Genomic DNA, 24,204 nt, shown 5'->3' with positions numbered 1-24,204 from the left:
GGGGAAACCGGCGCAGCCGTTCAGGGAGTTAATCGAGTTTCACGCCCACCTTCGTAATGACGCGGCCCCACTTTTCCCGCTCGGCACGCGCAAAGCTGCCCATCTGGGCGGCCGTGCCGGGCATGGGTTCCACACCCAGGGCCTGCAGCCGGGCCTTGGTGCGCGTGTCGGCCAGGGCCGTCTGCAGCGCCTTGCTGAAACTCGCGGCCACATCGGCTGATGCGCCCGCGGGCACCACCAGGCCCTGCCATGCAAAGCCTTCAAACCCTTGCAGGCCTTGCTCTGAAATCGTGGGCACATCGGGCATGGTGGTCACGCGCTGCGGGCTGGCCACGCCAATGGCCTTGACCTTGCCGCCGTTGAGAAACGGGTACACCGTGGCGCTGTCGATCCACATCGCGGGCACCTGGCCGCCGATCACATCCTGGATGGCCGGTGCTGCGCCGCGATACGGCACATGCGTGAGCTTGAGTCCGCTCTGCTCGCGGAACAGCTCGCCTACCAGGTGGTGCGGGCTGCCCGGCCCGGCGGACGCCCAGTTCACCCCATCGGGCATCCCTTTGGCCCAGGCCATGAATTCCTTGAGGTTCTTGGCGGGCACGTTGTTGGACACCACCAGGAACATCGGAAAGCGCACCAGCAGGCCCACGGGTTGGAAGTCCTTTTCGGCGTTGTAGGCGAGCTTGCTGAACAAGAACGGGTTGGCCGCCAGCGTGGCGAAGTCGGCCGAGAACATCAGGTTGCCGTAGTCCTTGTGGCGGGCGCTGTACTCGGCGGCAATGTTGGTACCCGCGCCGGGCTTGTTGTTGATGACGATGGGGCGGCCCAGCGTCGCCGACATCGATTCGGCAATCGTGCGCGCCACGATGTCTGAGCCGCCACCTGCCGCGTAGCCCACCACCCATTCGAGCGGTTTGGTGTCCTGGGCGTGGGCCAGGGGGAGGGTGGTGGCCAGGGCCAACCCGGCAAGGGTGGCGAGGAAGTGTTTGCGCTGCATGTGTTGTCTCCGTGGTGTTGTCAAAAAATCAAGGCAAAGCCCGGGCCTTGCACCATCTGCGCGGTGCTGGAGCTGTGGGGTAAAAAAGGTGAGGTTAGGCCGCCACCGCGTGGGTGGGCACCACCGGCGTGATGGCGGGGGTGCTGCGACGGTCGGCCGTGGGCACGGCACTGCCGCGCGCCAGTTGCAGCGCGTGCTGCAGCGTGGACTGGTCGCCGATGTGGTTGGCCAGCAGCAGCACCAGGCGTGCGTTCATGGCGTGGCTCTCGGGCGTGGACAGACCCTGGTGCGCCGCAATCAGCGCTTCATAGAAGTCGTCGCAGGCCTGCAGGTTCGGTTGGGTGTTCAGCATGGGCATGTTCCTTGTCGTCTTCCTGGTCAGACGGCTGCGGCCGTGGCACGGGCCAGTGCGCTGTGCACAGCCGCTTCGGTGGGCGTGCGCCAGCGTGCGCACACATGCTGGTCGGGCCGCACCAGGTACACGGTGCGCGGCAGCGCATCCAGCCGCTGGGCGGCCAGCGCCTGGTGGTCGTTCACGTCAATGCCGATCTGCAGCACCTTCACGCCGGGCAGGTCATGGGCCCATGCCGGGGCCGGGCCAAACACCAGCAGCGTGAAGTCCGGCCCCAGCTCGCGCAGCAGCCAAGTGGGCTGGCCCTGCTTCGTCAAGGGCGCGTCCAGCAACACGGCGCCGGGCACCTGCGTGCTCACGAAGGTGTCGGTATCCGGCGTGTTCAGCGGCGACTGGTGCAGCGTGGCCGGCACCGACAGGCGCCCGCTGTTGACGATGCGCCGTGCAAAGGCGTGTTCACGCGCCAGGTGCAGTGCCGCGTCGCGGAACAGGCGGCTCACCTCGCTCTTGGGCGTGATGAAGTCGGTGGCGCGGGTGGAGTTGCACAGGTTCTCATCGGCCGCGTATTCGCGCTCGGGGCCATACGTGCCCACCAGTGCGGTGCTGGCGCGACCCTGGAGCACCCAGTCCAGCTTCCAGGCCAGGTTCTCGGCATCCTGCACGCCGCTGTTGGCGCCACGTGCGCCAAAGGGCGAGACGCCGTGGGCGCTGTCGCCCGCAAAGATGACGCGGCCGTGCACGAACTGGTCCATGCGCAGGCAGGCAAAGGTGTAGACGCTGGCCCAGTCCAGCTCAAACTGCGCATCCGCACCCAGCAGCGCCTTCACGCGCGGGATGATGTTCTCGGGCTTCTTTTCTTCTTCGGGGTCGGCGTCCCAGCCCAGCTGGAAGTCGATGCGCCAGACGTTGTCGGGCTGGCGGTGCAGCAGCACGCTCTGGTTGGGATGAAAGGGTGGGTCGAACCAGAACCAGCGCTCGGTCGGGAAGTTCGCCTCGTCCGCCAGCTTCACGTCGGCGATCAGGAAGCGGTCCTGAAAGATGCGCCCCTTGCTCTCCAGTCCCAGCATCTGCCGCGTGGGCGAGCGCGCGCCGTCGCAAGCCACCAGCCATTGCGCATCCATCTGGTAGGCGCCCTCGGGCGTGTCGATGCTCAGCAGCGCGCCGTCCGCGCGGCTCTCCACCGCAGTGACCTTGTTGTGCCAGCGGATGTCGATGCCCGGCAACTGCAGCGCGCGCTCCACCAGGTAGGCCTCGGCGTAGTACTGCTGCAGGTTGATGAAGGCGGGGCGCTCGTGGCCTTCTTCGGGCAGCAGGTTGAATTCGTACAGCTGCTCGTCTTTGAGGAACACCTTGCCCAGGTTCCACGACACGCCCTTGTCCACCATGCGCTGGCCCACGCCCAGGCGGTCCCAGATTTCGAGCGTGCGCTTGGCAAAGCAGATGGCGCGCGAGCCGATGGAGAGCTTGTGGTCGTTGTCCAGCACCACCACACGCTGCCCGCGCTGGGCCAGGTCGATGGCGAGCGACAGGCCTACAGGGCCCGCGCCGATGACCACGATGGGGTGCTGTGCGGGCGTGGCGCGGTCCTGGTCGGGCGAGCGCACGTAGCCGAAGTCGATGGCCTGCACCTCAGCGCCACTGGCGTGGAAGGCTTCGGTGGGAATGTCTCTGGGATTCATATCTTTTGTCTCCTCCAGCCTCGGCGGATCAGCCTTCCAGGGCTTTCCACATCTGGACATCACGCTCGGCGGTCCAGATGCGTGGGTCGGGGTATTGCGTGGCCTCGTCATAGGCCCGGGTCACGTCAAACGGCATGCAGTGGTTGAAGATGACCCAGTGGCCGTACTTGGGCTGCAGCTTGGCAAACGTGGCCTCGTAGACCTTGCGCAGGTCCTCGCCCTTGGCCGCACTGGCCTTCACGCTCTCGTACAGGTCGCTGATGAAGGCGCGCGTGCCCGCCAGGCCCGCCTGCACCTGATCGGGCGTCTGCAGCGCGGCGCCCCGGCCGGGCACCAGCTTCTCGGGCTTCAGCGCCGCGATGTTGTCCAGGGTCTGCGGCCAGTCCTGGAAGTACGCATCGCCCGCATACGGCGTGGCGTCGAACTCCACCAGGTCGCCGCTGAACAGGATCTTTTCCTGCGGCAGCCAGGCCACCGTGTCGCCCTTGGTGTGGCCCCGGCCCAGTTGCAGGATCTGCACCTCCAGCTTGCCCAGCCACAGGGTCATCTTCCTGTTGAAGGTCATGGTCGGCCAGGTCAGGCCGTCCGGCACGCTCTCCACATTCTGGAACAGGCGCGGAAAGCGGCCGATCTCGCTGTCCTTGTCGAACTGGCCACGCTCCACGATCAGGTCGCGCGTGTCCTCGCTGGCAATGATGTGCTCGGCACCGTAAGCGCTGGCCCCCAGCACGCGCACGGCGTGGTAGTGGGAGAGCAGCACGTACTTGATGGGCTTGTCCGTCACCTCGCGGATGCGGCGGATCACGTCCTGCGCCATCACGGGCGTGGCCTGGGTGTCGATGACCATCACCGCGTCGTCGCCAATGATGATGCCGGTGTTGGGGTCGCCCTCGGCGGTGTAGGCATAGGCGTGGTCGGAGAGCTTGTCGAAGCTCACCTTCTTCACTTCGAGGTCGGCGGCGGAGGCAAAGGTTTTGACGGTGCTCATGGTGGTGATTTGTTAATGGTGAATGCGTTTATCTAAACGGAATGTGTTGATGTTAGGCAAGAAATTCGTTCATGTCTAACGCATTTGTTTAGGTGTAAACCCGAACGGGTGGTGGATGCTGCGCTGCGTGGACAATCGCCCCATGCCCACCACGACCCCCGACCTGACCCCCGCCGACGACGAAGACACGCCCCGCAGCCCGCGCGGCATCCAGAGCGTTGAGGTGGGCGGCCAGCTGCTGAAGGTGCTGGCGCGCACCGGCCGGCGCATGGCTCTCAAGGACCTGGCCCGCGCGGCGGATATGACGGCCGCCAAGGCCCACCCCTATCTGGTGAGCTTTGGCAAGCTGGGCCTCATCGAGCAGGACGCCGTGAGCGGCCACTACGGCCTGGGCCCGCTGGCCATGCAGCTGGGCCTCATCAGCCTGCAGCAGGTGGACCCGGTGCGCCTAGCCATTGCCGAGCTGCCCGCGCTGGCCCAGCGCATCGGCTACACCGTGTCGGCCTCGGTCTGGGGTGACAACGGCCCCACCATCATCCGTGTGGAAGAAGGCCCCACGGCCGTGTACGTGGCCATGCGCCATGGCACCACGGCCTCGGTGCGGCACACGGCCACGGGCAAGGTGTTTGCAGCCTTCGGCCCGCGCGAGCGCGCTGCGGCTGCGCTGGCTGCCGAAGGGTTTGCGGGCGCGCTGGATGAGCCCGCATTTGCGGCCGAGTTGGAGGCTGTGCGCCAGCACCAGATCAGCGAAGTGACTGACCAGCTGCTGCCCGGCATCAGCGCGCTGGCAACGCCGGTGTTTGACGGGTTTGGGCAGCTGGTGTTGTGCCTGGCGGTGATAGGGCCCAGCGCCACGCTGCAGACGGGGCCGGGCAGTGCTGCCGCAGGCCATCTGCGCGACACCGCGCGCAGCCTGTCGCAGCGCCTGGGCGCCGCGCAGGGCACCAAACCCTGAGCCGCCGTCAGCCGCCGCGCAATATGCGCGCCTTGATGCGGCTGAGCGCCACCGGCGTCACGCGCACATAGCTGGCAATGTCGCGCTGGCGCACCTGGGCGGCGATCTGCGGGTGCTGCTGCAGAAAGCGCCGGTAGCGCTCTTCGGGCGACAGGGTGAGCAACTCCATCTCGCGCTGCTCCTTGCGCTGGCCGTACATGCGGTAGGCATTGCTCAGCGCGCGTTGCCACCCCATGTGGCGCGCGGCCAGCGCTTCCAGCGCGGCATGGTCGATCTGCTCCACCGTGCAGGGCCCGCCTTCCGCCAGGGCGGTGTAGCTGGTAACGCCGCCCGGCTGCAGTGCCGTGAGGCTGGCAAAACACATGCCGGCCGGCACAAACCCCTTGACCCAGGCCTCACCTACGGCCGTCTCGTACACCATCTTGATGAGCCCTTGGTTCACCACAAAGACCCGGGGCTGCGCCTCGCCCGCGTGGAACAGCACCTCGCCCGGCCGCAGCTGCCGCACCGTGGTGGCGCGGTCCAGAGCCTCCCACTCGGGCAGCGGGGCCTGTGCCAGTTGCTCCAGCACCGTGTGGGTGGAATGAGAAAAGGTCGGCAAAAGAGGACTCCGTTAACCCAGGTTATCGCCAGCACAGCACGCCATCGGCAGACTGCGGGCCATGTCTTCATTGTGCAAGGAGAAGTTGGAATGCAACGTTTGCTGCTGCCCCCTGTGGTCTGGTTTGCGTCGGTCGGTGCGATGGTGATTTTGCAGCGCACCTGGCCCGTGGCCGTGCTGCCCGCCGATGGGCGCGTGCTGGCCTGGTGGGCGGGGGGTGTGCTGGTGCTGGCGGGCCTGGCCATGGCCCAGTGGCATGCTCGCCTGTTCAAGCGCATCGGCACCAACATCAACACCTTTGGCGAGCCCGGCACGCTCACCACAGCAGGCCTGTTTGCACACACGCGCAACCCCATGTACCTGGGCATGCTGCTGGCCCTGGCGGGTGTGGCGCTGGCGCTGGGCACTTTGTCGCCGTGGTTGCTGGTGTTGCAGTTTTTTGTGCTCGCGCAGTGCTGGTACATCCCGCTCGAAGAGCGCAAGCTGGCGGCCCGTTTTGGACGCCAGTACGCGGACTACTGCCGGGATGTGCGGCGCTGGATCTAGGCTCCTTGAGAGCGCGCCAGTGCCTGGTCAACGTCCCACAGGATGTCGTCCAGGTCTTCAATCCCCACCGACAGCCGCACCATGTCCGCGCTCACGCCAGCGCGGGCCAGCTCTTCTTCGCTCAGTTGGCGGTGGGTGGTCGATGCGGGGTGGATCACCAGCGTCTTGGCGTCGCCGATGTTGGCGAGGTGGCTCAGGAACTCGCAGGCGTCGATGAACTTCTCGCCCGCCGCAGCGCCCCCCTTCACGCCGAACGTGAGGATGCCCGAGGCGCCCGGCGCCCCGTCCACAGCACGAAACTGCTTTTGCGCCAGATCGTAGTACGGCGAATCCGCCAGACCGGGGTAGTTGACCCACGCCACCTGTGGGTGGCTCTGCAAAAACTTCGCCACGGCCAGCGCATTGCGGCAGTGCTCGCGCATGCGCAGGTGCAGCGTCTCGGCGCCCTGCAACAGTTGCCACGCGTTCATGGGCGAGAGCACGCCGCCGAAGGTGCGGTTGACCTCCATGCGCGCCTTCATGGTGTAGCCAAAGTCGCCAAAGGTCTCGTAGAACTTCACGCCGTGGTAGGCGCGGCTGGGCTCCACCATCTCGGGGAACTTGCCGTTGTCCCACGGGAACTTGCCACCCTCGACCACCACGCCGCCCATGGTGGTTCCGTGGCCGCCGATGTACTTGGTGGCGCTGTGCACCACGATGTCGGCGCCGAGCTGCAAGGGGTTGCACAGGTAGGGGCTGGCCACCGTGTTGTCGATGACGAGCGGCACGCCGTGCGCATGCGCCACCTCGGCCACGGCGGCGATGTCGAGCACGTTGACGAGTGGGTTGCCAATGGTTTCGCCATACACGGCGCGGGTGTTGGGGCGCATGGCGCGTGCAAAGTTTTCTGGGTCGGCCGGGTCCACAAATGTGGTCTCGATGCCCAGGCGAGAGAAGCCCACTCCCAGCTGGCCCACCGTGCCCCCGTAGAGCGTGCTGGCCGCCACGATGTGGTCGCCGGTTTTCAGGATGGCCAGCAGCGCCGCCATCTGCGCGGCCATGCCGCTGGCGCAGGCCAGGGCGGCACGGCCGTTTTCGAGGCTCGCAATGCGCTCCTCGAACACCGCCACCGTGGGGTTGCTGATGCGGCTGTAGACGTTGCCAAAGGTCTGCAGGTTGAACAGGCTGCTGGCGTGCTCGGCGTTGTCGAACACAAAGCTCGTCGTCTGGTGGATGGGCGTGGCGCGTGCGCCAGTCACGGGGTCGGGCTGGGCGCCGGCGTGGATGGCGCGGGTGCCGAAGCCGAACTCGCGGTCGGCGCCATTGGAGGGGGCTGAGGACATGGGATCTTGAGGAAATTGGCTGCTAGCGCTTTATGGATAAGCGCTAATAGCTATGAATTTGATAGCTTTAAGTTTGGCTGCGAATTGGCTAGTAAGGCAGCTGCCGCAGGCGCTTGGCGCTGATGACCCGTGTGTTCACGCCCATCCAGCCCAGGCCGCCAAACAGCCGCGCGTGCTCGATCTTCACGCAGCGGTTTTCGATCACCTGCAGCCCGGCGGCCTCGGCGCGTTGCCTGGCCGCCTCGTTGAACACCCCCAGTTGCAGCCACAGGCACTTTGCGCCGATGGCGATGGCTTCATCGGCCAGCGGCGGGATGTCCTCACTTTTGCGAAAGCAGTCCACCATGTCGATCTTCTGCCCCTGCGCCGCCAGCGCGGCAGCGGCTTCGGTCACGCTGGCGTAGGCGGTTTCGCCCAGGATCTGCCCGCCCTCGCGCGCGACGAGCGGATTCACCGGCACGATGCGGTAGCCATGTGCCTGCATGTACTTGGCCGCGAAATAGCTGGGTCTGTGCCATTGGGGCGACAGTCCCACCACCGCAAGGGTGCGGCAGTGCGTCAGAATATCGCGCAGGGTGCTGATGGTGTCGGGCGTGCGTTTCATACATGGCAGTGTATGGGGGCGAACCGCTGCGGCGCCAGACCCCCGCGTTGTCCACCCACACTGCCATCAACACGGTGGCACCGACCCAGAATCCGAGGAGATCCCGTGCAGAACCCACCACGCGCCCGCCGCACCACTGGCCTTGTCGCCACGGCTGTTGTCTTGTCCACCTTTGCCCTGAGCGCCTGCACACCGCCCCGTGCCCCCGATGTGCCCAAGGTCCAGCGCGTCACGACCTACGCCTGTGACCGTGGCCCCATGATGGTGGTGCACTGGCCCGCCCAGCCCGATGGCCCTGCGCTGCTGGAAATGAATGGCCGCACCGTGCCGCTGCAGCCTGAGCGCGTGGCGTCGGGTTTTGGATACGGTGATGGCGGCACCTACATCCGTGGCAAGGGCAACACCATGTACTTCCACAGTCCGCGCGCTCTGCGGGTGAACTGCGTGGCGCGCTGAAATTCTTTTTTCAGCTGGCCGATTTGTACTTGATGCTGCAGCCGTAAGGCTGCGTCGTGGCCGCCGAAATCGGCTTGCCCGCCAGCGTTTCTGCCAGCCCCACCTTCACATAGTTGGTGGCCTTTTCGATGTCGGCCGGGCGGGCCGAGGGGATGCTGTCAATGCCGCCCGCGTAAATCAGCTGGCCCTGCGGGTTGACGATGTACAGGTGGGGCGTTGTGCGGGCGCCGTAGCTCTTGCCCACGGTGCCTTCCTCGTCCATCAGCACGGCGGTGGGGGTGGCCTTGCGCTCCTGCTTCCAGGCCATCAGCTTGGCGGGCTCCAGGTAGTCGCTGCTGGCTTTTTCGGTGGAGTTGATGGACAGCCACACCACGCCTTTGCCGATGGCGTCTTTCTGCGTGGCGGGCATGTTGCCGCTGTCGTAGTGCTTGCGCACGAAGGGGCAGCCGGGGTTGGTCCATTCCAGCACCACGTGTTTGCCCTTGAAGTCCGACAGGCGCACGGTTTTGCCCGACGTGTCCTTGAGCGTGAAGTCGGGTGCGGGCTGGCCCACGGTGGCGGCGGCCTGTGCGCCCAGGGCAACCAGGGCGGCGGTGGCGATCAACGTACGGCGAAGCAGCTTCATGGCGGGGTCTCCTGAAGGGTTGGCGGGTGGTCGAAAGCAGGGAGGGCTATAGCTGGGCGATGGTGGCACGCACCTCGTCCACGCTGAGCACCTCGGTCAGTACCACCGGCGGCTTGCCGGGGCGGTAGAACACGTACACCGGCACGCCGCTGCGTCCAAGCTGGGTCAGCGCCGCCGTGATGGCAGGGTCGCGGCGCGTCCAGTCGGCGCGCAGCAGGGCCACGTTCTTGGTCTGCAGGTCGGCCAGCACATCGGCGTCGGCCAGCGTGGTCTTCTTGTTGTACTGGCAGGTCACGCACCAGGCGGCGGTGAAGTCCACAAACACCGGGCGGCCCGTGGCCACGATCTGCTCGGCCGCGCCGGGTGCCCAGGGTTGCCAGCCGGTGGCCGAAGCCTGCGTGGACGGTGTGGCGGCCTGCGCGGTAGGAATGTGCGTGATGTGGGGCGCAAAGGCCCAGACCAGCAAGGACATGGCCGCGATGGACACCGTGGCCATCCACACGCGCGCACGCCCGGCCAGCGACAGGGCCCACACCACCAGCGACAGGCCCACCAGCAGGATCAGCAGCGCCCCCGCGCCGTCGATGCCACTTTGCTGGCCCAGCACCCACACCAGCCAGACGACAGTGGCCAGCATGGGGAAGGCCATGAGCTTGCGGAAGGTGTCCATCCACGCGCCGGGGCGGGGCAGGGCGCGCGCCACGGCGGGCACAAAGCTGGCCGCTAGGTACGGCAGCGCCAGCCCCAGGCCCAGCGCCGCAAACACGGCCAGCGCCTGGGGCGCGGGCAGCGTGGCGGTCAGGCCCAGGGAAGCGCCCATGAACGGCGCGGTGCAGGGGGATGCCACGGCCACGGCCAGCACGCCGGTGAGGAAGCTGTCGGCCACCGGGTGGCGGGCCTGCAGGCTGGCCACCGAGGACGGCAGGAAATGCCCGAATTCGAACACGCCCGCCAGGTTCAGCGCGATCAGCGTGAACAGTGCCGCCAGCGATGCCACCACGGCGGGCGACTGCAGCTGAAAGCCCCAGCCCACCGCCTCGCCTGCTGCGCGCAGGCCCAGCATGAGGGCGCCCAGGGCGATGAACGACAGCACCACACCCGCTGTGTAGGCGATGCCGCTCACGCGGTGCGCGCGCCGGTCTTGCGCATGCTGGGTAAAGCCCACCACCTTGATCGCCAGCACCGGGAACACGCAGGGCATGAGGTTGAGGATGAGCCCGCCAAGCAAGGCGCCCAGCAGCGCGGCCGTGAGGGTGAGGGACGAGGCGCCGGAGCCCATGGCTGGCGCGGCAGCGCCGCTTGCCTGCGCAGCATTGGCCTTGAGCGCGGCCTCCAGCGCGGGCGACACGCTGGCAACCGACGCCACCTGCGGCCAGGTGCCCAGCACCTTCAGCTCTGCGCGGTAGCCGGTGCGCGTGTCGGGGCCAGTGGCATGTGCGGGCGACTGCTCGGCCAGCACCACGGGCATCAGGCTGGGGCTGGCGCTGCGCTGGGCAGACAGGGGAATCTGCGCGGTCCACACGCTGCCGTTCCAGGCCTGCTTCCACTGCGCGGCGTTGTCGATGACTTCGGCGGTTTCGGGGAACAGGTCCAGTGTCTTGCCACGCAGCGCCACGGGCAGGCCCTGCACGCTGACGTTCAGCAGGTTGCCGTCGGCAATCTGCGCCTGGCTGTCCGGCACGATGCCGTTGGTGCCTGCCAGCACGGGTTGGGGCAGGGCCTTGGCGGCCGCCTCAAAGGCGGCGCCGTTGAGCGCCGTGGTGCTCTGGATGGGCAACTGCAGCGTGAATTCGCCTTCTTCGGGAATGCACTCCTTGCGGCACACCAGCCAGGAGGCGCGCAGCTTGATCGTTGCGTCCTTGGCCAACGGGCTGGGGGCAAAACTGCTGGCCACGGTGACGGGTACGGGCAGCAGCACCGTGCCTTCGTAGCCATAGTTGGCCAGCGTGCCGATGGGGATCTTCTTGGGCAGGGGCCAGGCGATCTCGCCCGCGTCCAGGCCGGCGGGCAGCGTCCAGGCCAGGTCGGTGGGCAGGCCGGAGTCGCCAGGGTTCTTCCAGTAGGTGTGCCACTCGGGCTGGTGGGTGATCGAGAGGCCCAGCCACAGCGGCTGGCCGGGCGCCACGCCCTGGGGTGCATGGGCCAGCAGCTCGGCACGCACATAGGGCGTGGTGACCACGCTGGTGCCCTGTCCGCTGGTTTTGGGGCTAAATTGGGCGTTTGCGCCCGTCCATAAAGCGCTTGCAGCTATCAAAAACAGAGTAACTGCGAGGCGGTAAAGCGGGCGTGAAGGCATGGTGCAGTGTGGGAGCTGGCAGGGCGGGTTTGGTTCCGGCGCCCCTGTGCTCTGCCTGCGGGGCGATCAGACTGGCGGAGGGGGATTCCCCGGAACCTTCCGCCAGCCAGGCGCCTATTGTGTCGCCAGGCTCAAATCCGCACGCGGGGTCCACTTTTCGGCTTGTTTGCCCGCTTTGGGCGCCGCCACAAACAGTCGCTCCACGGGCAGTTTTTGTGCCACCAGATACGCGCGGATCGCCTGGCCGCGCTGCGTGGCCAGTTCGGCGGCCATGGCCTCGGTGGCGGGCTGGTTGGCCAGCAGCAGGGCTTCCATCTCGGGCACGGTGAGCTCCTTGGCCAGGCCGACCAGGTTGCGCGGTTTGGGGATGTCGGCGCGGCGGTACACCTCCTTGAGCAGGGCGGGGTATTCGGCGGCTGATACGGGGGCGGTATCGCCCGGGTTGGCACGGCGTTTTTCGGCCAGCACCCGCTGCTGCAGGCTCTCGCGCCGCAGGCCTTCGCGCTCGTCTGGCAGGCTGGCCGTGCCGGTCACAGTGATCTTGAGCGCGGGGCGGTCGGCCAGGGCCTTGGCCACCTTGTCCAGGTTCTGCTGCGCCTCGGGCGTGAGCGTGGCGCTGCCGGGGGCAAAGGGCACGTGGCTCATCTCGTCGCCACCGCCGAAGGCGCTGGCCAGCAGGCTGAAGGGCGAGGTCAGCGCCTTGCCGATGAGGTTGACGATGATCTTGAAGATCACCGGGCCAATGCGGAACTGCGGGTCGTTGAGCGAGCCGCTGATGGGCAGGTCCAGGTCGATCACGCCCTGGCGGTCAGCCAGCAGGGCCACGGCCAGCTTCACGGGCAGGCTGTTGGGCGCGCCCTCCACGGGCTCGCCAAAGGTCAGCTGGTTGAGCACCAGCCGGTTGCTGGCGGTGAGCTGGCCGTTGGGCAGCACCTTGTAGTTCACGTCCACGCTGAGCTTGCCGCGCTCGATGCCATGGCCCGCGTATTTGACGGAATAGGGCGTGAGCGGGGGCAGCTCCAGGTCGCGCACCTTGCCCACGATGTCGAGGGCCAGCGGTTTGGCCAGCGGGTTGAGCTTGCCGGTCACTTCAAGCGACGCCGAGCCCTCGGCGCGGCCGCGCAGCTCCAGGTCGGCCAGCACGGGCTCGCCACCCGAGGCTTCGGACGAGAACGCGCTGAGCTTGCCAGTCAGCTCCGACAGGTCGGCCGAGTAGTTGGGCTTGATGAAAAAGTCCGAGAACAGCACCTTGCCGTTGACCAGGCTCACGGGGCCAAAGACCACCACAGGGGCCAGCGGGTCGGCCTGGGCCACCGCAGCCTGGGCAGGGGCGGTGGGCGTTGCCGATGTGGCTGAGGCGGGGGCCGATGCCGTGGGGGCGGCCGTGCTGGCCGCAGCGCTGGCCGCATTGGCCGCACGTGCCTCGGCCGGGGTCTTGGCAATGTCGCTCAGGTTGATGCGGCCGGCCTCGTTGATGGTGACCCGGGCAAAAAAGTCCACCAGGCTGGTCTCCTTGACCTCCACGCGCGGCGCGGTGCCGGGGGCGGTGGCCACGGCCAGGCCGCGCAGGTTCAGGCTCTTCCAGGCCAGCAATTCCTCACCCACCTGTGCTTCGGTCTTGGGGGTGAAGGCGGCGGTGCTGTTGGCCTGCAGGTCTTCCACCACGGCATCACCGTTCAGACGCAGACTGACTCCTTTGTCGGTCTGCGCCAGGGCCACCTGGCCCCGGTAGCCCACATCGGCGCGCAGCAGTTCTACCGACAGCTGGCTGGCCAGGTAGCCGTCGAGTGCGTGCAGCGGCAGGCGGGTGGCGTCGAGCTTGCCCTGGGTGGTCAGCGGCTGCAGGGCCAGCGTGCCCTGGTAGTCGAGCTTGCCCGGCGCGGCCTTGCTGCCCTTGCCCGGTGCGGCGGCGCGGGCGGTGAGCGTGAAAGCTTCGGGCTTGCTGCCGTCGCTGGCCAGGTTGCGGGCGGTGATGCCCAGGGCCGTCACCTCCAGCGCCACGGGGCGCGGCTGGGCGTTGTCGGCCAGCGAGACGGTGCCGCCTTGCACCGAGAAATCGGCCACGCGCAGCTTCCAGGGTGTGCTGGTGCTGGCGGGGGCTGCGTCAGCCGTTGTCGCCGGGGCCGTGGTGCCGCCTGGCGCCGCCTTCAGCCAGCGCTCGAACATCCAGCGCCCGTCCGCGCCCCGTTCCACCGCCAGTTGTGGCTGGCTGATGGCCAGGCGCTCCAGCGTGGCGCTGCGCGCGTCCAGGGGCACTTCGGCGTCCGCTATGTCGAGCTTGCCCAGGCTGGCCAAGGTGGTCTTGCCCTGCTTGACGGCCAGTTGCTCCAGCGCCAGGGGGCCTGCCTTGAGGGTGACGCCGGTGGCGCCTGCCTGCGCGGCCTGTGGCGTGGGCGCTTGCCACAGCACACCCACATCTCCGCTGAGCTGGCCGGTCACCGTGGGCTCCAGCGTCTGGGCCAGGTAGGGCGCGGCCAGTTGCAGGGCCAGGGCGTTCAGGGTGGCGTTGACCTGGGCCTTCTGGTCCGTGGCTTCGCCGGTGAAGCTGAGTGTGCTGCCCTGCAGGTTGAGCCCGCCCTTGAAGGTAAAGGGTTTGGCGAAGGGGACGGCGACGTCGGCCGCATCCAGCGTGACCTCTGTGGCCTGCAGGGCCGCTGCGGGGCGCGTGGTTTGGTCGGCCCAGCGCAGGGTGCCGCCGCGCACTGCGGCGGTGGCGACTTCCACGACCCAGGCGGGTGCGGCCTTGGCCTTGGCTTTGCTGGAGGAAGCGGGCGAGGCAGAGGCCGATGCTGCGCTGGCGCTGGCCAGTGGCGAAGACGCCGGTTCAGCAGATGCAGGTGCCGCAGGTGCGGGGGTCTTGCCCTTGACCGCCGATGGCGGCGGTGCAGGCGGTGCCAGTTGCGCCAGGTTGATCTGGCCTGCTGCATCGCGCGTGGCGGTGACCACGGGCGCGGTCAGCTCCACATGCTGCAGTCGCACCACCTGGTCCAGCGGGCGCACATCGGCCATGTCGACTTTCAGGCGCTCATAGCTCAGAAGGTCGGCGCCCTGGCGGTCTGCGATGCGTACGCCGCTGGCTTGCACGGTGCCGGTCAGCTTCACGGCCATGCGCGGGTGCTGCTCAAAGGCCACCTTCACATCCGCATCCAGCGTGGCGCCCAACACCTTGACGGGCAGGTTGGCTGGCAAATAGCCCAAGTAGGGCGCGAGGTCCAGCCCGTCCAGCCGAATCTGCGCGTCAGCCTGGCCGGTCTGCGCAAACGGCGTGCCCTGGGCGGACGAGTCAAACCGGCTGCCATTGAGCGTGAACGCCAGGTGGGGCTCGACCTTCACCTCGCGTTGCGACGGCAGGGTGCTGATGAAAGGCACCTTGAGGGCCAGATCGCGCACCTCGTGGGTTTTATCCACGGCGGTGTCCGAGAAGTCGATGCTGCCACCCGTCAGTGCCAGGTTGTACAGCGCCACCCGTGCGGGGCCTTTGTCGGGCTCGGGTTCGGTGGTGGGAGCGGTGACCTTGGCGATGATGTCGTCCACGTCATAGCGGCCGTCGCCCAGGTGGGTGATGCGCAGCACCGGGTTTTCGATGGTGAAGGCGTCCACCACGGGCGCCAGGCGCAGCAGCGACTGCAACTCCCCATCGGCATAGACGCGGCCAATGGTCAGCTGTGGGGGCGCGCCGTTGGCACCCGCCACGGCCACGTCGCGCAGCGCGAATTCCAGGCTCCAGGGCTCAAAGTCGATGCCCCCCACGGTGACGGTGCGGCCCAGTTGTTCGGACGCAATGCGCTCCAGCGGCCCCTTGACCAGCGGCGGAATGGCCAGCCAGGTGACCAGCCACAACACGATCAACGCCGCCAGCGCGCGGACGGCGGGGCGGAACCAGCGGTGCTGGCGCAGGGAGGCAAACGAGACGGAGCGCAGGGAGATCGGCATGGCGGCAGGCAAAAGTGAGCGCCGCAGCCCCAGGACGCCGGGTGCAAGAAGTCCAAAAAAGGCCGCGCGCGCGGGCCGCTATTGTCCCCGTTGTGGGTCTGGCGGGGTAAGCCATTGCAACCGGGGGCTGCGGCGGCTCAAGATTGTTGACATTTGAGGGGCGCGCTCGTCGCTGCGCTCACTGAGCAAAACCCAGCACCACCCTGCGGGTGGTGGGTTTATGGCTGGGACTTTTGGCGCGGCCTCACTTGCACTGCGTGCAAATGATTCCGTCCCAAAGAAAAGCGCTCTTCGCTTCGCTCACTGGGCAAAGCCCAGCACCACCCTGCGGGTGGTGGCGCTTTTCTTTTCAATCTTGGTCACCACGATGGCGCCGATCTCCGACGTGTTGGCCACATGCGTGCCGCCACAGGGCTGCAGGTCGATCAGCGGCGCGTTGTCTTCGCCACCGATGCGGATGGTGCGGATGCGCCCGGTGCCGCGCGGGGGCTGCACGCTCATGCTTTTGACCAGCGCGGGGTTGGCGTCCAGTTCTTCGTCGCTGATCGATGCCACGGTGAGCGGGTGCGCAGCGGCCACCAGGGTGGCGATGGCGGCGGTCAGCTGCTCCTTGTCCAGCGGGTCGGTCATCGCGAAGTCCAGCCGAGCGTAGTCGGGCGTGATGGAGCAGCCGTTGACCAGCTGCGGCACCACATGGCACAGCAGGTGGCTGGTGGTGTGCAGGCGCATCATGCGGTGGCGGCGCTCCCAGTCGATACGGGCGGTGACAGCCGTGCCAGGCTTGAGCTGCGCCACGCGGTCTTCCTGCCCGGGGGCGGGGATGTGCACGATGTCGCTGGTGGGGTTGCCGTCGGCGTCCTTGCCCTTGCGGGTGTCGGCGATGGCGATCTCGGTGCCGTCTGCCAGCACCAGCACGCCGCTGTCACCGGCCTGGCCGCCGCCCAGGGGGTAGAACACGGTCTGGTCCAGCACGATGCCGGTATCGGTGACGGCGGTGATGTGGGCGCTGCATTCGCGCAGGTAGGCGTCTTGGCGGAAGAGGTCTTGGGTCATGCGGTGATGGTAGCGGGATGGGCAGCGGCGCGCGGCGGTGGGGCGGGCGCTATGCTGGGCTGCAGGGGTTTCTGCCACGCATCATCCCGCGCCGCTCCACCTTCGGTTTTTCATGAACACGCCCTTGCCCTCATCGCCACAGTCGTCTTCTTCGGCCCCGCTTTCGCGCAGGGCGGTGTGGGTCTCGCGCACGCTGGACGTGCTGTTGCTGGGGCTTTGCGTGGCATTGGGGGGCCTGTCCTACTACACCTTCTCGCTGTACTGCGAGAGCTTTGGCTGCCTGGGCGTGGGGCTGTTGTGGATGCTGTGGGCCGGGCTGGCAGCGGTGGGCTGGGTGGTGGCTCTGGTGGTACGCGCCTGGCAGCGCCGCCGTGGCCTGGGCAGCTGGGCCAGTGGGCTGGCATCCACCGCTCTGCTGGTGATGGGCGTGGCACACCTGCTGGTGTGGCTGGGCAAGATGGCGCTGAAGTGACGCGCCCCGGAACAGGCCCTAACATCGCGGCATGACCGCTGCCGCCGCGCCCCAATCTGCACCACTCTCCTTGCCCTCGCGCTTCTGGGCCGACCTGTCCACCCGCGACTTTGCCGCGCTGCAGCACAGCGGCCAGGCCGATCAGGTCGTGGCGGTGTTGCCCGTGGCCGCCGTCGAGCAGCATGGCCCGCACCTGCCGCTGTCGGTGGACGCCACGCTACTGCAGGGCGTGATCGACGCTGCATTGCCGCAACTGCCTGCCGACCTGCCCGTGCTGTTTTTACCGTCACAGAACGTGGGCCTGAGCCCGGAGCACATCCGCTTTCCGGGCACGCTCACGCTGTCTCCAGCCACGGTGATTGCACTGTGGACCGAGATCGGAGAATGTGTGGCCCGTGCGGGCGTCAAGAAGCTGCTGCTGTTCAACGGCCACGGCGGCCAGGTGAGCGTGATGGACATCGTCGCGCGCGAGCTGCGCACGCGCTGCGACCTGATCGTCTACAGCGCCAGCTGGTTCAGCCTGCCGCTGCCCGAGGCGGTGGCGGGCCAGTTCAGCGCCCAGGAGCACCGCTTTGGCATCCACGCGGGCGAGATCGAGACCTCGATGATGCTGCACTTGGCACCCGGCGCGGTGCACATGGAACATGCGCGGGATTTCCGCTCCACGTCGCAGGACCGGTCGGAGCGCTACGCCATTCTGGGCAACGGCAAAAGCGCCAAGCTGGGCTGGCAGATGCAGGACTACCACCCGGCCGGTGCGGTGGGCAATGCGGCTGGAGCCACGGCCGACAAAGGGCAGGCGGTGGTGGACGCTGCGGCGGGGCAATTGGTGGCGCTGCTGCAGGAGCTGGTGCACCTGCCGCTGCAGACTGTGCGCCCCGAGACCGAATGAGCGCATTTGCGCAACCCCTCCCGTCCGTCCCCGCATGACCACGATCCGGCGCGCCATCTTCCCCGACGATCTCCCCGCAGTCACCGCGATCTTTCGCGAGTACGTCCAGAGTCCGACCGCCAATCTCGATTTTCAGGACTATGAGCAGGAGTTCGCGGAGCTGCCCGGCAAGTACGCGGAGCCCGATGGCGGTGTCCTGCTGGCCGTCGTCGAGGGCCGTGTGGTGGGCTGTGCGGCCCTGCGCCGTGTGGAGGACGGCACCTGCGAGTTGAAGCGCGTGTATGTGCGGCCTGTGGCCCGGGGGATGGATCTGGGGCGGAAGCTGGTCGAGGAGATGCTGCGCGTCGCGAGGGAGGCCGGCTACCGGCGCATGTGCCTGGACGTGCTTCCCGAATTTGTCGCGGCCCAAAGGCTCTATGAATCCTTGGGCTTTGTCACGGCTGAGCCCGTGAGCTTCAACCCGGTGCCGGGAACCCGGTTTCTGGCGCTGAATTTGTAGAGGGGCGGTAAGGTCCCCCAACACGGATTCCGGTGTGGGAGCGGCCTGGAGTCGCGGTGCTGCTGCCTGGCGGAGTTTGGGGGGCAGGAATGTCAGTTTGCTATAAATTACATAGCTTTTAGCGCTTGTCCAATAGGCGCTAGAAGCCAAAAACACCCAAAATTCCGACCGCAGGCGTCAAGCATGCGTCACCCATCCCGCATGCTCCAGCTCGTTCAGGTGCGGCAGCGTGTTGAACGTCTGCAGCATCAGCCGCTTGGGCGAGATCGAGAACTCCGTCACCGCGCTGTTGCGGATGCGCATGTTCAGCGCAATGGTCACCTCGGGTGCGGTGCCCAGCACCTCGCCCACGGCCGTGGAAATGGGGCCGCCACTGCTTACCAGCAGCACGTTGTGGCCCGCGTGGTGGTGGCGCACATGGTCGAGCGCAGCGCGCACGCCAGCAGAAAATTCGTTCCACGTCGGCATGCCCTGCGGGCTGATGACGCCCGCCATCCACTGCGCCAGCGCGTCGCACAGGATGCGAAAGTGCGCGCGGTACAACTCGGGCGTGTCGGCTTTGCCCAGCGGCTGGGGGTGGATGGCCGCGATGAGTGCGTGGCTGTCGTATTCGTTGAGGCCCGGCAATTGAAGCACTTGGGGCATGGCCTGCAAGCCTTCGGCAATGCCTTCCAGCGTTTGCGTGTGGCGGCGCAGCGTGCCGGTGATGACGGCGTCGAACGCCATACCCCGCGCTCGCCAGTATTCGCCCAGGCGCACGGCCTGTTCGCGCCCGCGCGCGCTGAGCACGTCATAGTCATCTGCGCCAAACGAGGCCTGGCCGTGGCGCACGAGGTAGAGGGTTCCCATGCGGCGGATTGTGGCCAGAACAGGGCCCTGGCGCTTGTCACACAAGCGACCAATGCTACTGAATGAATAGCGTGGTAGCTTGTGTGTGCAACGGGATCAGCCTGCCAGAACGCTGCTGAACATCGGCGCGTCCACGTTGCCGCCTGTCAACGCCAGGCCCACATGCAAGCCCTGGAGCTGGTCGCGTTCCTGCAGCGCTGCCGCCAGCGCCGCAGCGCCTGCACCCTCGGCCACGTTGTGCGTGTCAGTGAACAAGGCGCGCATGGCGGCGGCCACTTCGGTATCGCTTACCTGCACGATATGGTCGATGTGCGGGGCCATCACGGCCAGGGCTTCGGGGTCGGCCACGCGGCAGGCCATGCCGTCGGCGAGCTGGGTGGTGACGGGCGCCTCGACCACGCGGCCGGCGGCCAGCGAATCGGCGTACGTGGTGGCGTGGCTGCTCACAACGCCGACCACGCGCACCGAGTGCTGCAGGGCCAGCTTGGCCGCGATGGCCGAGCACGCACCCGAGCCTTGGCCGATGGGCACATACACCACGTCGAGCTGAGGCACGGCGCGCAAGAACTCCCACCAATACGTGCTCACGCCGCGCAGCAGGTCGGGGTGGAAGCTGGGCACCATGTGGGCGCCGCGCTGGGCCGCGAGCTGGATGGCGTGTTCGCGCGCTTCCTGGAAGTCGTCGCCGTGTTCGATGAGCGTGACGCCCAGTGCGCGCATGGCAGCATTTTTCTCGACCGAATTGCCGCGTGGCACGACGATGGTGCAGGCCACGCCGTGGCGGCGCGCGGCCCAGCCCATGCTTTGGCCGTGGTTGCCGCGTGTGGCGCTGATCACTTCCATGGGCAGCGAGCCGTGTTGTGCGAGCTGGTCAAAGTAGGTCAGCCCGCCGCGGATCTTGAAGGCGCCCACGGGCGTGTGGTTCTCGTGCTTGAGCCAGCAATCGGTGCCCAGGCGCTGGCTGAGCAGGCCCCAGCGGTACTGGGGCGTGGCGGCGAAGTCGCGGTACACCACCTCGGCAGCGGCTTCGATGTCGGCCAGGGTGGGTAGCAGGGCGGTGGGGTCGAGGCGGGTGTTCATGCGGCGGCTTTCTTTTCAGTCAACAGTTTGAGGGCGAGCAGACCCAGGACGGTGCCCATGAAATAGCGCTGGGCGCGCATCCATGCAGCATTGCGGTTGAGGAACAGCGCCACGCGCGCGGCGCCCAGCACCAGCAGCGCGTTCACGGCGGCACTGGTGCTGATCTGCACCGCGCCCAGCGTCAGGCTTTGTTGCAGCAGCTGGCCGCGCTCGGGGTGCAGGAACTGCGGGAAGAACGACAGGTAGAACATGGCCACCTTGGGGTTCAGGAGGTTGGTCATGAAGCCCATCAGGAACAGCGTGCGCGGGCTGTCGTGCGGCAGGTTGCGCGCCTCGAAGGGAGCAGCGCCGCCGGGTTTGACGGCCTGCCAGGCCATCCACAGCAGGTAGGCGGCACCGGCGTAGCGGATGGCGTCAAACGCCAGTGGCACGGCGGCGAGCAGCGCTGTGAGGCCCAGCGCCGCTGCCAGCAGGTGCACGACAAAACCCAGCACCACTCCGGTCAGCGAGACAAGCCCGGCGCGCGGCCCCTGGGTGAGGCTGCGCGAAACGCAATACACCATGTTGGGGCCCGGCGTGAGCACCAGTACCAGCGCGGCGAGTGTGAAGAGCAGCAGTTCCTGTACAGAGAAAAGCATGGCGGTTACTCCTGAGGGGTGAACGACGAGAGGGTGACCGGACCCCGTGGCGTGCTGAGCTGAGCGGTGAGCTGGGGCGTGTCGCCGGGTGTGACGGCGACGCAGTTTGCTACCCCCACCGCTTCGCACGCGGCCTGCAGCGTGGCGGCCTGCGGATGCTGTAGTGCGAGCTGCTGCAGTTGCACACCACTGGCGGGCAGGCTGCTGCACGGGTGCACGCCGCCCCACTGGATGAGGGTGGGCAGGCAGCCGTCCATGAGGCGCAGGCCATCGTCGCGCACGGTGATCTGCCATTGCAGCAGGCCGTTTGGCGTGGGCCGGCTGGCGGTGACGATGGCGCCACGCTCGATGTCGAGCGCCCCCAGCGCGGCACACCGCTCGGCCACGTCGGGCACGGAGGCCACCCAGTGGATGAGCTGCGGGCCGTGCGCTGCCACCTGCTGCTGCAGAGCCGCATCGTCCATGTCAAACCAGCGCCTTGCGCCCGCTGGTATTGCGGGGGATGCTCCTGAGTTGATAGCAATGATCTCCAGATAGACGCGCGAATGCGCCGGGCTAGAGACGTTGATGATGCGGTTGTGTGTGCCCATCAGCGGGTGTTCACCGCCCGCCGTGGGGGTGATGCCCAGCGTGCGCTCGCACCACGCCACGCCGCTGGCAAGGTCCGTAGCCAACACAACCAGATGGTCCACGCAGGGTGGGTGCTGGGGGATGGCCGTGGTCACAGCTGCACCTCGCCCGACACGCAGGTGACCGAGCTCCCGCCCACCCAGATGGTGTCGCCGTCCTGCTGCACGTACACCCGCCCGGCGCGCCCCAGGCAGGTGCCTTGGGCGGCCACATACTGCGTGGGGGCCAGCCCGGCGCCGATGAGCCACTGCGCCAGCGCGGCATTCAGGCTGCCGGTGACGGGGTCTTCGGCCAGGCCGTTGTTGCCGGGGAAAAAAGCGCGCACCTCGAAGGCGATGCCTTCTGCGTCCGTGCTGCCGATGACACCCACTTTTCCGCGCGGTCCCACCACGCCCACATCGAGCTGGCCGAGGATGCTGGCGTCGGGCTTGAGCGCCAGCACCTGCTCAGCCGAGCGCAGCATCACCCCGCGCCAGTTGGGGCCGTTGTCGCACCAGGCGTGGTGCAGGATGTCGCTGCGGTCCACCCCCAGGCCCCTGGCAATCAAGGCCACGTCGTCTTCCGCCAGCGGTCCGCTTTTGATCAATGCAGGCGCGGCAAAAGCCAGGCGGTCGCCATCCTGGCGCAGCGTGACCAGGCCCACGCCACATTCCTGCACCACCTTGCCCGCCACCTGGGGCTTGCCCCCGGCCTGCAGCCAGGCGTGGCAGCTGCCCAGCGTGGGGTGGCCGGCAAAAGGCAGCTCGCGCCCGGGGCAGAAGATGCGCACGCGGTAGTCGGCACCGGCGGCGCGGCCTTCGGGAGTGGGTGGCAACAAGAAGGTGGCTTCGGACAGGTTGGTCCAGTTCGTGAACTCCTGCATGGTCTCGGTGGACAGGCCCGTGCCATCGAGCACCACGGCCAGCGGGTTGCCCCGGTAGGCCTGGGCGGTGAAAACATCGACTTGTTGGAAGGGGCGCTGTTGCATGGTGGTCCTTGGTAGAAAAATCGGTGATGCGGCCAGTGAGGTGACGGTGGAGGCACGCCGGGGGCTTACCGGGTGTGTTGCCCGGTGTTTTTGGTGTGGATTCGGTAGGCCCCGTCAGGAGCCCGCAGGCGTGAAGTTCAGCCGCTGGGGCGCGGCACGGAAACCATCAAATTCATAGCAGCACCGTGCCCTCGATGCAGGTGACTGCACGCCCGCCCACCCAGATCTGGTGATCGTCGTCCTGGCGGATGTGCACGCGGCCGGCGCGGCCCAGGCATTCACCCTGGGCGACCAGATAGCTGCGTGGCGCCAGGCCATCGGCGACCAGCCACTCGGCCAAGCTGGCGTTCAAGGTGCCGGTGACCGGGTCTTCGGGGTTGCCCATGGGGGCGGCAAAGGCGCGCACCACCACGCCGGGCTGGGCGGTGTCGCTGGCGGTGGGGCCGACATGGATCACGCCCACGTCCTGCCCCAGATCTTTCAGGCGCGCGTGGTCCGGCCGCAGGCCCAGCACGGTGTCTGCGCTGTCGAGCAGCAGGCCCAGCCACACTGGGCCGTTGTCCAGCAGTTGTGCCCCCAGGATCTGCGGGGGGCGCAGGCCCAGCGCGCTCGCAATCAGCGGCACCAGGGCCGGGCTGGGCGCGCTGCGCTTCAGGGGCGGGGCGGCAAAGGCCAGGGTGCCATCGGCCTGCGCAATACGCACCAAACCCAGCGCGCACTCCTGGATCACCATGCCCTGCTGGCGTGGCGTGTTGCCCGCCTGCAGCCACGCGTGGCAGGTGCCCAGCGTGGGGTGTCCCGCAAAGGGCAGTTCGCCATTGGGGCTGAAGATGCGCAGGCGGTAGTCGGCACCCGCGGCGCGCCCGGCCTCGGTGGCGGGCAGCAGAAAGGTAGTTTCCGACAGGTTGGTCCACGCCGCAAAGCGGCGCATGTCGCTGTCGCTCAGGCCCTCTGCATCCAGCACCACGGCGACCGGGTTGCCAAAACCCGGGCGATCGCTGAACACATCGATTTGCTTGAAGGGACGCTGGTGCATGGGGGGCTCCGGGATCACGACAGGGGCTGGTCCAGCACCCCGCGTGCGCCGGGCCGGGTGCTGACCGTGTTGTACCACCGCTCCAGGTGAGGGCGCGCCACACGTTCTTGTGGCAGGCCCCACCAGCGGTGGATCTCGCAGGCCACAGGGATGTCCGCCATGGTGAACCGGTCGCCCGCCATGAAGGGCTGGCGCGCCAGATGCGCATCCAGCAGTCCCATCAGAGGCTCCGTGGCCGCCACGGATGCTGCAATCAGCCCGTCGTCCCGCTGGGCCGCTGGGGTGCGTATCCACTGCACAAAGGCATCGCGCCCGGCCGGGTTCAGTGTGGTCTGCTGCCAGTCCATCCACTGCTCGGCCACAAAGCGCTCACGCAAGGTTTCAGGGTACAGCTCGCCCGGCGAGTGCCGCGCGCACAAGTAGCGCACGATGGGGTTGGATTCCCACAACACGGTGCTGGTCTCGTCGTCTTCCATCAGCGGCACCAGGCCATTGGGATTGCGCTGCAGATAGTCGGCCTCGCGCACCAGCCCGAACTGGCCGCCCGCGTCGGTGCGCTGCACCGTGATGCCGAGTTCTTGCGCAGCCCACACCACCTTGCGCACGTTGATGGACGACAGGCGCCCCCAGAGCCTCAGCATGTTGAATCAACTTTCATGTGCGTTGAACGAACTGTGATGTATGAAGCGGGCGTGGCCCGGCCAGCGGCCGCCGCGCAAGGGCCGCCCCGCCGC

Annotated in this window: 24 protein-coding genes; 6 read left to right on the top strand and 18 right to left on the bottom strand. The window is 67.5% G+C overall.

From position 1 onward, the window contains the following. Window positions 1-28: 28 nt before the first annotated feature. The 4 genes from AC2YJX_RS21350 to AC2YJX_RS21335 form a co-directional block, all read right to left on the bottom strand. On the bottom strand, window positions 29-997 hold the full coding sequence (locus AC2YJX_RS21350) for a Bug family tripartite tricarboxylate transporter substrate binding protein (RefSeq protein ID WP_487257202.1): 969 nt from the start codon (window positions 995-997) through the stop codon (window positions 29-31). Between the two features lie 94 nt (window positions 998-1,091). Further along, window positions 1,092-1,349 carry a DUF2783 domain-containing protein gene (locus tag AC2YJX_RS21345; protein WP_487257201.1) on the bottom strand — a complete coding sequence of 86 codons (258 nt, stop codon included), beginning with the start codon at window positions 1,347-1,349 and terminating at the stop codon, window positions 1,092-1,094. Window positions 1,350-1,375: 26 nt separating this feature from the next. Further along, complete coding sequence (locus AC2YJX_RS21340; RefSeq protein ID WP_487257200.1) at window positions 1,376-3,028, bottom strand: FAD-dependent oxidoreductase; 1,653 nt, start codon at window positions 3,026-3,028, stop codon at window positions 1,376-1,378. A 28-nt stretch (window positions 3,029-3,056) separates the two neighbouring features. Next, window positions 3,057-4,016: an MBL fold metallo-hydrolase gene (locus tag AC2YJX_RS21335; RefSeq protein ID WP_487257199.1), complete on the bottom strand. Its 960-nt coding sequence runs from the start codon at window positions 4,014-4,016 to the stop codon at window positions 3,057-3,059. A gap of 142 nt (window positions 4,017-4,158) precedes the next feature. On the opposite strand from AC2YJX_RS21335, the gene AC2YJX_RS21330 reads away from it, so the two are divergent. After that, window positions 4,159-4,971, top strand: a complete 813-nt coding sequence (locus AC2YJX_RS21330) for an IclR family transcriptional regulator (protein ID WP_487257198.1) — start codon at window positions 4,159-4,161, stop codon at window positions 4,969-4,971. A gap of 7 nt (window positions 4,972-4,978) precedes the next feature. Here the strand turns inward: AC2YJX_RS21330 and AC2YJX_RS21325 are convergent, their stop codons facing one another. Further along, window positions 4,979-5,572, bottom strand: a complete 594-nt coding sequence (locus tag AC2YJX_RS21325) for a Crp/Fnr family transcriptional regulator (RefSeq protein ID WP_487257197.1) — start codon at window positions 5,570-5,572, stop codon at window positions 4,979-4,981. A 90-nt stretch (window positions 5,573-5,662) separates the two neighbouring features. On the opposite strand from AC2YJX_RS21325, the gene AC2YJX_RS21320 reads away from it, so the two are divergent. Further along, on the top strand, window positions 5,663-6,118 hold the full coding sequence (locus AC2YJX_RS21320) for a methyltransferase family protein (RefSeq protein WP_487257196.1): 456 nt from the start codon (window positions 5,663-5,665) through the stop codon (window positions 6,116-6,118). Here AC2YJX_RS21320 and AC2YJX_RS21315 read toward each other — a convergent pair. Together AC2YJX_RS21315 and AC2YJX_RS21310 are read right to left on the bottom strand one after the other, a co-directional pair. Then, window positions 6,115-7,440 (bottom strand): O-acetylhomoserine aminocarboxypropyltransferase/cysteine synthase family protein, encoded by a 1,326-nt coding sequence (locus AC2YJX_RS21315; RefSeq protein WP_436130794.1) that lies wholly within the window; start codon window positions 7,438-7,440, stop codon window positions 6,115-6,117. The two genes, AC2YJX_RS21320 and AC2YJX_RS21315, sit on opposite strands and share 4 nt — an antisense overlap. Window positions 7,441-7,528: 88 nt before the next feature. Then, on the bottom strand, window positions 7,529-8,044 hold the full coding sequence (locus AC2YJX_RS21310; protein ID WP_176887211.1) for a CoA-binding protein: 516 nt from the start codon (window positions 8,042-8,044) through the stop codon (window positions 7,529-7,531). 105 nt (window positions 8,045-8,149) lie between these two features. On the opposite strand from AC2YJX_RS21310, the gene AC2YJX_RS21305 reads away from it, so the two are divergent. After that, complete coding sequence (locus AC2YJX_RS21305; protein WP_228899006.1) at window positions 8,150-8,500, top strand: MliC family protein; 351 nt, start codon at window positions 8,150-8,152, stop codon at window positions 8,498-8,500. Window positions 8,501-8,510: 10 nt separating this feature from the next. On the opposite strand, the gene AC2YJX_RS21300 is transcribed toward AC2YJX_RS21305, so the two are convergent. From AC2YJX_RS21300 to AC2YJX_RS21285, 4 genes are all read right to left on the bottom strand, one after another. Beyond that, window positions 8,511-9,125: a thioredoxin family protein gene (locus AC2YJX_RS21300; protein WP_436130795.1), complete on the bottom strand. Its 615-nt coding sequence runs from the start codon at window positions 9,123-9,125 to the stop codon at window positions 8,511-8,513. Between the two features lie 46 nt (window positions 9,126-9,171). Continuing rightward, window positions 9,172-11,421 carry a protein-disulfide reductase DsbD family protein gene (locus AC2YJX_RS21295; protein ID WP_487257195.1) on the bottom strand — a complete coding sequence of 750 codons (2,250 nt, stop codon included), beginning with the start codon at window positions 11,419-11,421 and terminating at the stop codon, window positions 9,172-9,174. A 114-nt stretch (window positions 11,422-11,535) separates the two neighbouring features. Further along, window positions 11,536-15,354 carry a DUF748 domain-containing protein gene (locus tag AC2YJX_RS21290; protein WP_487257194.1) on the bottom strand — a complete coding sequence of 1,273 codons (3,819 nt, stop codon included), beginning with the start codon at window positions 15,352-15,354 and terminating at the stop codon, window positions 11,536-11,538. Between the two features lie 300 nt (window positions 15,355-15,654). Next, complete coding sequence (locus AC2YJX_RS21285; protein ID WP_487257193.1) at window positions 15,655-16,407, bottom strand: alanyl-tRNA editing protein; 753 nt, start codon at window positions 16,405-16,407, stop codon at window positions 15,655-15,657. A 112-nt stretch (window positions 16,408-16,519) separates the two neighbouring features. On the opposite strand from AC2YJX_RS21285, the gene AC2YJX_RS21280 reads away from it, so the two are divergent. Genes AC2YJX_RS21280 through AC2YJX_RS21270 form a run of 3 tightly spaced genes read left to right on the top strand, consistent with a single transcriptional unit; the run spans window position 16,520 to window position 18,270 of the window. Next, the gene (locus AC2YJX_RS21280) at window positions 16,520-16,879 is read left to right on the top strand and encodes a hypothetical protein (protein WP_055398333.1); all 360 of its coding nucleotides are present in this window, start codon (window positions 16,520-16,522) and stop codon (window positions 16,877-16,879) included. A 31-nt stretch (window positions 16,880-16,910) separates the two neighbouring features. After that, window positions 16,911-17,771 carry a creatininase family protein gene (locus tag AC2YJX_RS21275; RefSeq protein WP_436130799.1) on the top strand — a complete coding sequence of 287 codons (861 nt, stop codon included), beginning with the start codon at window positions 16,911-16,913 and terminating at the stop codon, window positions 17,769-17,771. 34 nt (window positions 17,772-17,805) lie between these two features. Then, window positions 17,806-18,270 (top strand): GNAT family N-acetyltransferase, encoded by a 465-nt coding sequence (locus AC2YJX_RS21270; RefSeq protein ID WP_436130800.1) that lies wholly within the window; start codon window positions 17,806-17,808, stop codon window positions 18,268-18,270. 177 nt (window positions 18,271-18,447) lie between these two features. Here AC2YJX_RS21270 and AC2YJX_RS21265 read toward each other — a convergent pair whose 3' ends face one another. From AC2YJX_RS21265 to AC2YJX_RS21235, 7 genes are all read right to left on the bottom strand, one after another. Further along, window positions 18,448-19,119 (bottom strand): histidine phosphatase family protein, encoded by a 672-nt coding sequence (locus tag AC2YJX_RS21265; RefSeq protein WP_055398330.1) that lies wholly within the window; start codon window positions 19,117-19,119, stop codon window positions 18,448-18,450. 96 nt (window positions 19,120-19,215) lie between these two features. Beyond that, the gene (locus tag AC2YJX_RS21260; protein WP_218301562.1) at window positions 19,216-20,199 is read right to left on the bottom strand and encodes a threonine dehydratase; all 984 of its coding nucleotides are present in this window, start codon (window positions 20,197-20,199) and stop codon (window positions 19,216-19,218) included. Next, the gene (locus AC2YJX_RS21255) at window positions 20,196-20,837 is read right to left on the bottom strand and encodes a LysE family translocator (RefSeq protein ID WP_121508429.1); all 642 of its coding nucleotides are present in this window, start codon (window positions 20,835-20,837) and stop codon (window positions 20,196-20,198) included. Before AC2YJX_RS21255 ends, AC2YJX_RS21260 begins: the two co-directional genes overlap by 4 nt. Window positions 20,838-20,842: 5 nt before the next feature. Next, entirely contained in the window at window positions 20,843-21,529 is a 687-nt protein-coding gene (locus AC2YJX_RS21250; RefSeq protein ID WP_487257192.1) for a VOC family protein, read from the bottom strand. A 29-nt stretch (window positions 21,530-21,558) separates the two neighbouring features. Beyond that, window positions 21,559-22,434, bottom strand: a complete 876-nt coding sequence (locus AC2YJX_RS21245; protein ID WP_487257191.1) for a PhzF family phenazine biosynthesis protein — start codon at window positions 22,432-22,434, stop codon at window positions 21,559-21,561. A 172-nt stretch (window positions 22,435-22,606) separates the two neighbouring features. Then, entirely contained in the window at window positions 22,607-23,470 is an 864-nt protein-coding gene (locus AC2YJX_RS21240) for a PhzF family phenazine biosynthesis protein (RefSeq protein WP_218301565.1), read from the bottom strand. A gap of 14 nt (window positions 23,471-23,484) precedes the next feature. Next, the gene (locus AC2YJX_RS21235) at window positions 23,485-24,111 is read right to left on the bottom strand and encodes a glutathione S-transferase (RefSeq protein ID WP_055398324.1); all 627 of its coding nucleotides are present in this window, start codon (window positions 24,109-24,111) and stop codon (window positions 23,485-23,487) included. Window positions 24,112-24,204 lie beyond the last annotated feature (93 nt).

This window comes from Acidovorax sp. SRI_002, assembly GCF_057586455.1.
This window is presented reverse-complemented; position numbering and strand designations above follow the sequence as displayed.

Excerpts from the sequence above, each read along its gene's own strand:
- AC2YJX_RS21285 (WP_487257193.1), bottom strand. The coding sequence starts at position 16,407 with ATGACCCAAGACCTCTTCCGCCAAGACGCCTACCTGCGCGAATGCAGC.
- AC2YJX_RS21335 (WP_487257199.1), bottom strand. The coding sequence starts at position 4,016 with ATGAGCACCGTCAAAACCTTTGCCTCCGCCGCCGACCTCGAAGTGAAG.
- AC2YJX_RS21315 (WP_436130794.1), bottom strand. The coding sequence starts at position 7,440 with ATGTCCTCAGCCCCCTCCAATGGCGCCGACCGCGAGTTCGGCTTCGGC.
- AC2YJX_RS21270 (WP_436130800.1), top strand. The coding sequence starts at position 17,806 with ATGACCACGATCCGGCGCGCCATCTTCCCCGACGATCTCCCCGCAGTC.
- AC2YJX_RS21275 (WP_436130799.1), top strand. The coding sequence starts at position 16,911 with ATGACCGCTGCCGCCGCGCCCCAATCTGCACCACTCTCCTTGCCCTCG.
- AC2YJX_RS21330 (WP_487257198.1), top strand. The coding sequence starts at position 4,159 with ATGCCCACCACGACCCCCGACCTGACCCCCGCCGACGACGAAGACACG.
- AC2YJX_RS21255 (WP_121508429.1), bottom strand. The coding sequence starts at position 20,837 with ATGCTTTTCTCTGTACAGGAACTGCTGCTCTTCACACTCGCCGCGCTG.
- AC2YJX_RS21290 (WP_487257194.1), bottom strand. The coding sequence starts at position 15,354 with ATGCCGATCTCCCTGCGCTCCGTCTCGTTTGCCTCCCTGCGCCAGCAC.
- AC2YJX_RS21245 (WP_487257191.1), bottom strand. The coding sequence starts at position 22,434 with ATGCAACAGCGCCCCTTCCAACAAGTCGATGTTTTCACCGCCCAGGCC.
- AC2YJX_RS21280 (WP_055398333.1), top strand. The coding sequence starts at position 16,520 with ATGAACACGCCCTTGCCCTCATCGCCACAGTCGTCTTCTTCGGCCCCG.
- AC2YJX_RS21235 (WP_055398324.1), bottom strand. The coding sequence starts at position 24,111 with ATGCTGAGGCTCTGGGGGCGCCTGTCGTCCATCAACGTGCGCAAGGTG.
- AC2YJX_RS21295 (WP_487257195.1), bottom strand. The coding sequence starts at position 11,421 with ATGCCTTCACGCCCGCTTTACCGCCTCGCAGTTACTCTGTTTTTGATA.
- AC2YJX_RS21320 (WP_487257196.1), top strand. The coding sequence starts at position 5,663 with ATGCAACGTTTGCTGCTGCCCCCTGTGGTCTGGTTTGCGTCGGTCGGT.
- AC2YJX_RS21300 (WP_436130795.1), bottom strand. The coding sequence starts at position 9,125 with ATGAAGCTGCTTCGCCGTACGTTGATCGCCACCGCCGCCCTGGTTGCC.
- AC2YJX_RS21240 (WP_218301565.1), bottom strand. The coding sequence starts at position 23,470 with ATGCACCAGCGTCCCTTCAAGCAAATCGATGTGTTCAGCGATCGCCCG.
- AC2YJX_RS21345 (WP_487257201.1), bottom strand. The coding sequence starts at position 1,349 with ATGCTGAACACCCAACCGAACCTGCAGGCCTGCGACGACTTCTATGAA.
- AC2YJX_RS21265 (WP_055398330.1), bottom strand. The coding sequence starts at position 19,119 with ATGGGAACCCTCTACCTCGTGCGCCACGGCCAGGCCTCGTTTGGCGCA.
- AC2YJX_RS21260 (WP_218301562.1), bottom strand. The coding sequence starts at position 20,199 with ATGAACACCCGCCTCGACCCCACCGCCCTGCTACCCACCCTGGCCGAC.
- AC2YJX_RS21350 (WP_487257202.1), bottom strand. The coding sequence starts at position 997 with ATGCAGCGCAAACACTTCCTCGCCACCCTTGCCGGGTTGGCCCTGGCC.
- AC2YJX_RS21340 (WP_487257200.1), bottom strand. The coding sequence starts at position 3,028 with ATGAATCCCAGAGACATTCCCACCGAAGCCTTCCACGCCAGTGGCGCT.
- AC2YJX_RS21310 (WP_176887211.1), bottom strand. The coding sequence starts at position 8,044 with ATGAAACGCACGCCCGACACCATCAGCACCCTGCGCGATATTCTGACG.